Annotated in this window: 9 protein-coding genes and 2 pseudogenes; 4 read left to right on the forward strand and 7 right to left on the reverse strand. The window is 60.5% G+C overall.

Annotated elements, in window-relative coordinates; genetic code table 11:
- Positions 1-53 precede the first annotated feature (53 nt).
- The 3 genes from ACNQQL_RS06935 to ACNQQL_RS06945 are packed head-to-tail and all read right to left on the reverse strand — an operon-like array spanning position 54 to position 3,263.
- Positions 54-1,367, reverse strand: a complete 1,314-nt coding sequence (locus ACNQQL_RS06935) for a dicarboxylate/amino acid:cation symporter (protein ID WP_347063661.1) — start codon at positions 1,365-1,367, stop codon at positions 54-56.
- 46 nt (positions 1,368-1,413) lie between these two features.
- Entirely contained in the window at positions 1,414-2,295 is an 882-nt protein-coding gene (locus ACNQQL_RS06940; protein WP_347063662.1) for an ornithine cyclodeaminase family protein, read from the reverse strand.
- Positions 2,296-2,324: 29 nt separating this feature from the next.
- On the reverse strand, positions 2,325-3,263 hold the full coding sequence (locus ACNQQL_RS06945; RefSeq protein WP_083534107.1) for a PhzF family phenazine biosynthesis protein: 939 nt from the start codon (positions 3,261-3,263) through the stop codon (positions 2,325-2,327).
- A 294-nt stretch (positions 3,264-3,557) separates the two neighbouring features.
- Between ACNQQL_RS06945 and ACNQQL_RS06950 the strand changes: the two genes are divergently transcribed.
- Positions 3,558-4,382 carry an AraC family transcriptional regulator gene (locus ACNQQL_RS06950; protein ID WP_347063663.1) on the forward strand — a complete coding sequence of 275 codons (825 nt, stop codon included), beginning with the start codon at positions 3,558-3,560 and terminating at the stop codon, positions 4,380-4,382.
- Positions 4,383-4,756: 374 nt separating this feature from the next.
- Here ACNQQL_RS06950 and ACNQQL_RS06955 read toward each other — a convergent pair whose 3' ends face one another.
- The 3 genes from ACNQQL_RS06955 to ACNQQL_RS06965 form a co-directional block, all read right to left on the reverse strand.
- Positions 4,757-5,392, reverse strand: coding sequence for a hypothetical protein (locus tag ACNQQL_RS06955; protein WP_347063664.1), 636 nt, complete (start codon positions 5,390-5,392; stop codon positions 4,757-4,759).
- Positions 5,393-5,560: 168 nt separating this feature from the next.
- Entirely contained in the window at positions 5,561-6,298 is a 738-nt protein-coding gene (locus ACNQQL_RS06960; RefSeq protein WP_347063665.1) for a transporter substrate-binding domain-containing protein, read from the reverse strand.
- Between the two features lie 341 nt (positions 6,299-6,639).
- Positions 6,640-7,575: a LysR family transcriptional regulator gene (locus ACNQQL_RS06965; protein WP_347063666.1), complete on the reverse strand. Its 936-nt coding sequence runs from the start codon at positions 7,573-7,575 to the stop codon at positions 6,640-6,642.
- A 374-nt stretch (positions 7,576-7,949) separates the two neighbouring features.
- On the opposite strand from ACNQQL_RS06965, the gene ACNQQL_RS06970 reads away from it, so the two are divergent.
- The 3 genes and pseudogenes from ACNQQL_RS06970 to ACNQQL_RS06980 all read left to right on the forward strand — a co-directional run.
- Entirely contained in the window at positions 7,950-9,386 is a 1,437-nt protein-coding gene (locus ACNQQL_RS06970; protein ID WP_347063667.1) for an NAD-dependent succinate-semialdehyde dehydrogenase, read from the forward strand.
- A 12-nt stretch (positions 9,387-9,398) separates the two neighbouring features.
- Entirely contained in the window at positions 9,399-9,776 is a 378-nt protein-coding gene (locus ACNQQL_RS06975) for a carboxymuconolactone decarboxylase family protein (RefSeq protein WP_347063668.1), read from the forward strand.
- A pseudogene (locus tag ACNQQL_RS06980) lies at positions 9,773-10,531 on the forward strand (zinc-binding dehydrogenase); the annotation flags it as partial. The gene ACNQQL_RS06975 and the pseudogene ACNQQL_RS06980, both read left to right, overlap by 4 nt.
- Positions 10,532-10,565: 34 nt before the next feature.
- On the opposite strand, the pseudogene ACNQQL_RS06985 reads toward ACNQQL_RS06980, so the two are convergent.
- A pseudogene (locus ACNQQL_RS06985) lies at positions 10,566-10,734 on the reverse strand (IS256 family transposase); the annotation flags it as partial.

Raw genomic sequence — 10,734 nt, forward strand, 5'->3', positions numbered from 1 at the left:
CACAACGCAGCCTTTTCGGCAGCCTACGCTTATAGAGTGGTTGGAGCAGCGCCTCACACTCCCGCAATAGCCCCTTCGTCGTCCGAGCGAATCCCGTCCTTGTGATGTCCGCCGGCATCATCGACCGAAACATCCGCAGACGACGGCGCGAGCACGTTTCCCCATTTCGCGACGGCGGCCGAGGCGACCGCATTACCCAGCACATTGGTCGCCGTGCGCCCCATGTCCAGGAAATGATCAACGCCGATGATAAGGAGCAGCCCGGCCTCGGGGATATTGAACTGGCCCAGTGTCGCGGCGATGACGACCAAGGAGGCGCGCGGCACCCCGGCCATGCCTTTGCTGGTCAGCATCAGGATGGCAAGCATCGACAACTGCTGCACGAACGACAGATGAACGCCATACGCCTGCGCAATGAACAGCGTGGCAAATGTGCAGTACATCATCGTGCCGTCGAGATTGAACGAATAGCCGATCGGCAAAACGAAGCTCGCGATACGTTCGGGGACACCGAAACGGACCAGTTGTTCCAGCATCTTCGGATAAACGGACTCGCTGCTGGCCGTACTGAAGCCGATCAGCATCGGCACACGCATGAAACGCACAAGCGAAAATACCCGGCGCCCGAACAACACGCCACCGGCCAGTACCATCAGAAGCCATAGCACGATCAGGCTTCCGTAGAATTCGCCCATGAACCGGCCAAAGGTTACGAGAACCGACACGCCGCGCGTCGTCACGACGTTCGCGATCGCACCGAACACCGCGAACGGCGCGAGCGCCATCACATAGCCGGTCACTTTCAGCATGACGTGAGCGACCTGGTCGAGCATGCGAACGACGAGTTGCGCCTTGTCGCCCAGCGTCGTAAGCCCGACGCTGAAGAAGGCGGCGAACACCACGATCTGCAGGATTTCGTTGTTCGCCATCGCCCCCACAATGCTGCTGGGCACTAGATGCACCACGAATTCCTTGGGCGACAGCCCGCTCGTGCTCAACCCGGTCGAGGCGTTGATCGCGGGCAACGGCAGGTTGAGCGCGCTGCCGGGCTTCAACCAGTTGGCGATCAGCGCGCCCAGCGCGAGCGAGATGAACGACGCGAAGAGAAACCAGCCCAGAGTCCTGATCCCGATGCGGCCCACCGCGCGCACATCGCCGATCTTCGTCACACCGATGACGAGTGAGCAGAACACGAGCGGCGCGATGATCATCTTGACCAGGCGCAGAAACACGTCGGCGAGAAGCGAGAAATAGCCGCCGACCTGGTTGGCTGCATCCGCGTTGGGCAGCATCGCGTGACAGGCAACGCCGGTTGCGATGCCGAGCACCATCCCGACAACAATGCGTGCAGCAAGAGGAAATTTCATGAGTGTCTCCAAGCGTATCTTTGACAAACGACATTGACGAGAGGCGTCACGCGCCAAGCCGCAGGTAAGCCATATGCGCGACGGCCGCGTCCTGCAGGGCGATGCCGACTGCCTTGTAGATCACGATGTCGGGGGCGTCCCGTGCGCGCTGCTCGTCGGCGCCGATGACGGTCGAAAGGTCCACCATCGTCCTGCTGTCGATCACGGCACGCGACGGGCGCAGCAGGTCACCCGTTTCGAACGGCGTCTGCTGCATCCAGTCCACGACGATGCGCGAGGCCGCGAGCAACGACGCGTCGTCGAGTTCGCGTTGATCGGGACGCGTCGCGCCGATACTCGCGACGAATGCACCCGGTCGTAGCCACTCGCCGCGTATGACCGGTTCGGATGCACGCGTTGCGACGACAACGATGTCGGCGGCGGCGCACGCTTCGGCATCGACCACCGATACGTTGAGACCGAACCGATGCCCGAGGCTGTCGGCAAGTGCATGCGCGGATACGGCATCGCGGCTGTGAATCATCACTGCGCGCAATCCGGCTCGTCCGGCCAAGGCCTCGGCATGAGCCCGCGCCTGCACGCCACTGCCGAACAGTCCGAGGCGTTGGCTCCCCGGACGCGCCAGATGTCGGGCCGCAAGCGCGGTGGTCGCAGCCGTGCGCACGCCCGTGATCGCATCGCCCTCGAGCATCGCGAGGAGCCCGCCATCGACGAGCGAAAACAGCGCGATGTAAAAGCGGAACTGGCCGTCGATCGTCGTGTACATCTTTATCGCCGCGACCTTGGCCAGGCCCAGCATTGCGCTCATTGCGCTGAACTTCACGTCGGACAAGCCGATGCGTGCGCGAGGCTGAACGGCCGCTGTGCCGTTCTGCAGGTCGAGATAGGCATCGCGAATGGCGTCCGATGCGAGGCGCACGTCGAGCACTGCCGCGATCTGGTCGTTGGTAAAGATCTTCATTGCTGCGGCTCCAGCATCATGCTTTCGACTGCGCCGCTGATCCAGCAGCCCGCGTCGGCGTTGTCGGGGTCTCGCATTTCGACCCGGATGCTGGACGGCTTGCCCATCGCGTACCCTTGATGCACGGTCATGCCCGACGCGCCGTGCGCGAGCAGGCCGTAGTGCAACGCACCGTAGAGGGTCGCGGCCGCGGCGATACCCGTCGCCGCATCTTCCGGATACCCGGACGAGCGCGGAAACTGGCGCGCGTGCACCTCGAGAGGTTGTGTACGCTCGACCGCAAACGGATAAAGGCCCGTCGATTCGAGCTGGTCACATAGCGCCTGCACCTTTTCGAAGGACGGCGTCAGTGCATGAAGTCGCTGCACCGAGCGAATCGGTATCAGCGTCTTGGTCCGGCTCGTCGTGGCGTTGACGATGCCGAGAGCATCCAGATCGTCAGCATCGATGCGCAGCACATCGCATATCGCGGCGTGCAGCCGCGCGTCTTCGATCGATTGCACGATGCCTTTGGGCTGGCTCACTTCAATGGATTGCGTGCTTTCGTCAAAGCGAGCGTCGACGATGCCGCTCAACGTCTCGAGCGTCGCGACGCGGGATGTCCAGCGGCCAAGCCGCCGCAGAAGCCACAATGCGCCGAGCGTCGCATGACCGCACATCTCCATCTCGTGCCGGGGGACGAAGAAGCGCAGACGATACGTACTGCCCGTATCACGCGGTGCGCACACGAATGCGCTTTCGTGACCGTAGCGCGCGGCGATCGCCATCATCTCGTCCGCCGACAGCGAATCCGCATCCAGTACGACGGGCGCGGGGTTGCCGCCGCCCTGCCCTGCGGGAAAGACGCGCACGAAATGCATGCCCCCGTGCGGGGGTAACCTGGATGTGGCATTGGGGGAATGAGGCAACAAGGACGGGACATTCTCGACCGACATGAACTGGCTCCAGCGTGTAAGTGACGCCAGCATGCCGAACGGGAACCAAAGTTTCGCCGCCTATTGGGCCACGACAAGCACACAACCGGGCCAATCGGGCGTCCGGCCCACCGCGCGGGAGTCCGCGCACACCCGTGTTTTCCCTGAGAACCGGGCTTGGCTGGCTGCGTGAGTGCCCGGCTACGTGCACGGAAGGTTGTACCGCTATACTGGGACATCCCATTGATACACCGGTCCACAAGGCCCGCTATGGCCAGTCGCTACCCACCGCATGGAGCGCCCAAGGGTAAATTCGTGAAGCACTATCCGACCGCCAATACCCACTTGTCCGAAAATCGCATTGCCGATGTTCGGCAGGTTTCGATCGGCGATTACCGCACGCAGCCCCACGAACATGACGAGTACATGTTCTTGCTGCCGCGCACCGGCCAACTGATCCTGAACGTCGAATCGAACGCCTCGCCCTTGCGCCTGGCGCCCAAGTCGTTTGTCGTGGTGCCGCCGCAGCGCCTGCACGCTACGCACGGCTATCGGAAGGAGCAGGAACACGTCGCCGTCTATGTGGCGAGTGATTTCGTCGCGTTCTGCGAGCGCAAGGCGCAAAGAAGCCTGTCGTGCGCGAAGATTGCCATCCGGTCCGCGCCGTTGGCGCTGCTCAACGCGGTGCGTCTCGCCACCGACACCGGTCAGCACGACGTCGGCGAACTCGCGGCCTATCGGCGGGAACTGACTAACAAGACGTTGGCGGCCACGTGCGTCGAAGCGGGACTGATCGCGGGCCATCTGCCGTTGACACCCATCGACGCGCGCCGTGAACTCGTGAAAGACATTCGGGGATTTCTCGACGCGACACTCGATCAATCGATGGGGCTCGATCGCATTGCCTACGAGTTCGGTCTGTCACGGCGCACGTTGACGCGCCTGTTTCGCGACGTCACTGGCGAATCCATCGTCGACTATCAATCGCGGCAGCGTGTGCATCACGCCACGCAGCTATTGCAATCACCCGGCATGACGGTCGTTATGGCGGCGGCAGCGGTCGGTCTCGATTCACCGTCCTATCTCGCCCGCCTGTTCCGGAAGCACGGATTGGCGCTACCGCGATCCTTCAAGGCGTAACCTCGAAGTGCACATGCCCGAAGCGCCGATGGCGACGCGGCATCCCCGGATCTTCTGAAGGCTGAAATGTGCCAGCCTCAGTACTCGGCTCGGGCGCGAGGAGGACGTATCGTCAGTCTAGAATTTGCCATCTATTTCCCTGACCTGCCTGATTTCTTCGGGCCATTTCAATCTTGGATAACGGCCCCGGTTGAATCCGAGTTTGAATTGGCAATCGTTCTGTCGTGGTAAGGTTCCCAATCTCGTTGGTGCGTTCATCCCGGCGCACGATTGGTACGCGCGGTTCTGGGGCGACGCGAACGGCTCTGAACGACCCGGAGCGGCCCTTCAGGCAGCCCGAAAGCGGTCGTTCTTGCCGCATTCGACGCCCGCGCTCATGCCCCTTGGAGTCTGAAAAAGAATGTCTCGGATTGACGATCCGTTTCCCATGGACAAACGCCGAAATTAGTGAGCAGCGCCTCATATAGTAAGCGCCTCGTCAAGTCGTATTCTGCGATGCGTATTGCACCATTGTCCCGGGTAAATATCTTCTGCCATTCCTCGCGTGGACAATCGTCTTCCTCGAAATATGTCGACGCTGAAAACCAGTGAACCTCGAATTCCTTCGGCGTTCCGCATTCGAATATCGGAGGCAATCCTCGGACCCCGGTCGTCTGAAGTCTTGAGCGAGTTCGTGCGCCACATTCGAAGAAGGTATAGCCATAGCTTCCGCCTGAGTCGTACTGACAAAAAGCAAGCAGAAGGTCTGGTGATCCGGTCACTGAGATAAGTTGCTGACCATCGATCGTTGGATCTGACAGTATGTGCCAAACAAGATCGTGACTGTAAACAAAGCAGACGTTGTCGAAGAATTGCACCATGACATCGCCTTGAGACCTAATGTCAAATTCACCACGGTCCGGCGCTTCTATTTGCGCGACGTCCTTATTGAACAGCTTGGAAACGAGTTCTGCTGCCGATTCAGTTTGGATTTCCGTACGAAATCCAATGCCTGCGAGTGCAATTCCCATTGTGTCGTCACTTCTTATTGTGAAAACCGGTAAGTCACATAGTCAATCTCGACGCCGATCATTGCCTGACAAACCCGAGTGCCCACGGTTCGCTTACAACGAAAGACTGCGGCATTGTCGACGATTTGTGGACCCATGTCGAATGTCCCAAACTGGCCGAAAGCCGACCTATCCTGCGTTCAAGACAGCTGGATCGATCTCACTATCTGTCAGCCCAAATCTCGCCATGCGAGCGCGATGATCTGGCGAACCGAGATATGAACGAAGTTGCTGATTAACCGCTTTTAAAAGATCCCCGTTCTCTCGGTTAAATGAAAACGCTCCCAGCGGAGGCGTCCGCTGTCTGCCGTTCATTTCCGGCTCGTGCGCAACGGCCTCGATCACCGAGTCGCCCATCCGGCTCGCAACAATTCGATTTCCCAAGGCCGTGCTCGCATATGCGTCAATCGCGCCAGAGAGAACGGCCACGATCGCGTCGGCTTGTTGCTCGAAGATGACGATTTGCTCCTGGCTTACACCTGACGCCGTCGCCGAATCATGCTGTACCTGTCCGGCAATGATGCCGAGGCGCGCATCGGGACATTCGGCGATTGAGGAATAGCTGCTGAGCGCTCTCGGGTTTCCTGGTCGAACCAGAAAGCCGTCCTCGATTCCCCACACCGGCACGCTGAACGCCACAGTATTGGTACGCTGCGGCGTCACAAAGAGAGGAACGTTCATGTCCCAACGACCTTCTTCAACGCCAGATAGCAATTCGCTGAACGTCGTCAGGCAATGCTCGATCCTGGTGACGCCGATCTGTCGCAGGATCGTCTCAGCGAGCTCGATATCTGCACCGGTAGCGGTGCCATCCGCTTCGGTCCAGCCGAACGGAGGTTCTTCGATGTACGCAATCGTTACCTTCATCGCTTCGTCTCGCAAACCGAAAACGGCCGCCAGACTTGGCGGCCGATTGTTGACGATTTTACTCCCATGCATAAATGTGTCTTCCCGGACTCGGCCAGCTGCGGTCCCGGCAGCCCGGGACCGTCTGAATCCGCCACCCGAATACGCCGTTGGTGGCACGCTCGCAAACGACTGCAATTGATCGGGAACCGGTAGCGACAGATCTAGTCCAGCACCAGCGGCAATGTATGCGGATTCATCGATCCGACGTCCTTGCCGTGTCATAACCTCATACGCTCAATACGACGGGCCGGCGTCGGGAAATCGGATACCCTCCCCGGCCATGCCGACCGTGAGGTAGATCACACGACCGTGATAGCGAGCTCCTCCGTATACGCATTCAACCGGTCACCAACCCGCACCTTGAGTACATCGATGAACCGTTTGATTTTTGCGTCGACGAACTGACGCGACGAATACACCGCATATACGTTGCGCTGAGCGGTGTGGAATTCAGGCAGGACGCGAACCAGCGATCCTTTACGCAAATCGTCGATTGCCGAGAAGGCGGCGATCAGCCCGATCCCCGCGCCCTCCTGCAGCACCGTGGACATCGCATCCATGTCGTTGACACTGAAGTGCGATCCCGTCGGACGATACGTCGCGTCGCCGGCCCTGCCTTGCAGATGCCACTCGTCCGGTGCGTAATCGACCGTGCTCAGGAGCACACATGTGTGATCGACGAGATCTTCCACACATTCGGGAGCCGGATATCGTGCCAGGTAATCGGGCGACGCCGCCAGAATGCAATGGCTGGCGCCGATCTTCTGGCTCACATACGCCGAGTCCGGCAGCGTGCGCGCGATCACGATCGCCACGTCGAGCTGCTCTTCGAGCAGATTCGGCATCCGCTGCGACAGCATGAGATCGACCGACACTTCCGGGTATGCGCTCCGATAGGCAAGCACGGCTTGCGAAACAAGTTGACGGCCTAATCCCGGCACCGCGTGCACGCGTAATACACCGCGCGGCTCCAGCAGCGCATCGCGGGCTTCCGCTTCTGCCCGTTCGATGTCCGAGAGGATCGCAACGCTGCGCTCGTAAAAACGTCGCCCCGCATCGGTGACCACGAGCCGTCGCGTCGAGCGCTGCAGCAACCGCGTGTTGAGATTGTCCTCGAGTACCGAGACCGCTCGGGAAATGTTGCCGACAGTCGTATCGAGGTGGTTTGCGACAGCCGTGAAACTGCCCATCTCGACCACTTTCGCAAACACCGACATGGTGTGAACCTTGTCCATTACGCACCCTGGCTTTGAATTTTTCGTCGAATCGCTGCGTTTCGGCCCGCGCGAGCCTGTGATCATAGGGCCCGCGCCTATATCGTGCAGTCAGCGCGGGACATCGTGTCGTTTTTGCGCATCCTTTCATTTTTCTTTCATGTCGGCGGGGATTTTCTCTCCAGAGACAAGATTCATTCTTTCCGGCCCCTCTAAGTTGCCGCCCGCTTCACGCCTAGACTTGGTCCCGAAGTCAGGCAGTCAGAACGCGGACGTTTCAAACCCGAACTCAGCCCGCCACGGCGGATCATCCAGACACGGCGTGGCGCAGGTTGCCCTATCCGGCTCGCGACGAACACGAATTGAATCGCAATCCTAATCATAAATGTACTACCATGGACATCACTTACGACGCACTTCATCTCTTCATCAATGGCGAATGGATCGGCGCGAGCGAACGGGAAACGGCTCCCGTGATCAACCCCGCTACGCAAGTTGAGATTGGCCGCGTGCCCCTCGCGACGGCAGCCGATCTGGATCATGCGTTGAAGGTTGCGGAACGAGCCTTCGAAGTCTGGCGCAACACCGGGCCGGCCGATCGAGCCCGCATTCTCAAGCGTGGTGCGGATCTGATCCGCGAACGCGCTGAGCACATCGCAACCGTCATGACACTCGAAGAGGGTAAGCCATTGGCAGAAAGTCGCGACGAAGTCCTGCGTGCCGCCGAATACTTCGAATGGTTCGCCGAAGAAGCACGTCGCATCGATGGCCGTGTGGTGCCATCCAATCGCCCCGGTGTGCAACAACTCGTGAAGAAGCAGGCAATCGGGCCCGTGGCTGCTTTCACGCCGTGGAACTTCCCCGCGATCACCCCAGCGCGCAAACTCTCCGCCGCACTCGCCGCAGGGTGCAGCATCATCATCAAACCCGGCGAGGAGAGTCCGGCCACCGCGCTCGCGCTGGCGCGTGCACTCGACGATGCCGGTTTGCCCAAGGGCGTGCTGCAGGTCGTATTCGGCGTGCCGGATCAAGTCTCGAAGCACCTGATCGCTTCCCGGGTGATCCGCAAGGTGACGTTCACTGGCTCGGTGCCGATCGGCCGTCTGCTGTCGGCACGCGCAGCCGAAGGCGTCAAACCGATCACGCTGGAACTCGGCGGCCACGGGCCCGTCCTCGTCTTCAATGATGCGGATGTCGAAAAGGCCGCGGTCGAAGGCGCAGCGAACCGCTTTCGCGGTACCGGCCAGATCTGCATCTCGTCCACGCGTTTTCTGATCCAGCGCGACGTCTATGACGAGTTTGTCGGGCACTTCGTCCGCGCGGCCAAGGCGCTCAAGGTCGGGAATGGCATGGACCCGGACACTCAGATCGGACCGCTGGCAAATCCACGCCAGCTCGCGAAGATGGAGGAACTCATCGCCGATGCCGTGGAACGTGGCGCAAAGATTCTCGCCGGTGGCAAGCGCATCGAGGGTGACGGTTACTTCTTCGAGCCTACCGTCCTCGCCGACGTTCCCGTGGACGCGCGTGTGATGCACGAAGAGCCGTTTGGCCCGATCGCGGTGCTGATGCGCTTCGATACTCTCACCGACGGACTTGCCGAAGCGAACCGGTTGCCATACGGGCTCTCCGCCTATGCGTTCACGAGCAATGCGCGTACGGCGATCGACGTAGCGGACGGTCTCGAAGCCGGCATGATCGGCATCAACCAGTACCGAATCGTTTCAACTGAACTGCCGTTTGGCGGCATGAAGGAAAGCGGTCACGGTTCGGAAGGTGGTGCCGAAGGCATCGAGTACTACCTCACGCACAAGTTCATCAGCCAGGCTTAAAGGAGTATCGCCATGTCTCAAGCAGATTTCGGCAGTCCGCGCGAAGCCGCGCGCGCCTTTACGCCGAGGCTCTCGGCATTCGTCGACGACACGTTGTATCCGTGCGTGTGGAGCGACCCGACGCTCTCGCTCCGCGACCGTAGCCTTGTAACCGTCGCCGCGTTGATTGCGGGGGGCCACCTCGACGAATTGCCGTCGCACCTCCGTCGTGCCGTGACGAACGGGGTAACGCATGAAGAGCTCGCTGCGGCAATCACGCACCTCGCATTCTATGCGGGGTTCCCCGCGGCCATCTCGGCATCGGCTGCGGCGCAGGCAACACTCGGCGCGCAAACGCAACCCGAAGATCACGCCACAAATCCATCTACGACGCAGGAAGGTTTGAAATGAAAGCCATCACATTCATGGAATTCGGCGAGGCCGAGGTCCTCCAACTCGCCGACGTTCCGGTGCCCGACGTTCGCCCGAACGATCTGCTGGTGCGCGTCCATGCCGCAGGCGTGAATCGCGCAGATCTTACACACCGGCGAGGAGGCTATGGCCGTCCGAACTTCGGCGACTCGACGATCATGGGGCTCGAAATCGCTGGCGAAGTGATCGAAACCGGAAGCGGCGTGCAGGGTTACAAGGTCGGTGATCGCGTGATGGGCGTGGTCGGCGGCGGGGCCTATGCAGAGCTCGCGCGCATCGACTGGCGAATGGCGATGCCCATTCCGGGCACGCTCGACTATGTCCACGCTGCTGCGATACCGGAAGTTTTCGTGACGGCGCATGAAGCGCTGTTACATCTTGGGCGCTTGCAGCGTGGCGATTCGGTGCTTATTCACGCTGCGGCGGGCGGGGTAGGCTCCGCTGCTGTCCAACTGGCTTACGCGACTGGTGCGACGATTTTCGCGACAGCCGAAGCTTCGAAGCTGGAACGCATCGTTCAGCTCGGTGCGGACCATGCGATCGACTACAAGACAGAGGATTTCGCAGAAGTCGTTGCCAGCAGGACGGACAAACGAGGCGTCGATATTGTTATCGACTTCGTGGGCGCGCCATATTTTTCTCGCAACGTCGCGTCCCTGTCAAACGGAGGCCGGCTGGTGCAGGTGGGCATCCTGGGCGGAGGCGGTGAAGTGAGCGTTGGTCTCGAACCTGTCCGCATTTTTGTGGGCGAGGCGGTTGAACAGCACGTTATCCGCGCGCCTGCATAAATCGGTCTCCGAACAGGATAGCAAACTGGTTCATCGCCGATTTCCAGTCGAAGGCGGACCGCACGGTCTTGGCCAGCACATTGCGCAGCGCCAGCCAGAGCAGCTTGATCGCCGCCTCGTCATTCGGGAAGTGGCCGCGCGTCTTGATG

The sequence above is a fragment of the Burkholderia sp. LFS061 genome (genome assembly GCF_047978125.1).
In the GTDB taxonomy this organism is placed as follows: Bacteria; Pseudomonadota; Gammaproteobacteria; order Burkholderiales; family Burkholderiaceae; genus Burkholderia; species Burkholderia pyrrocinia_C.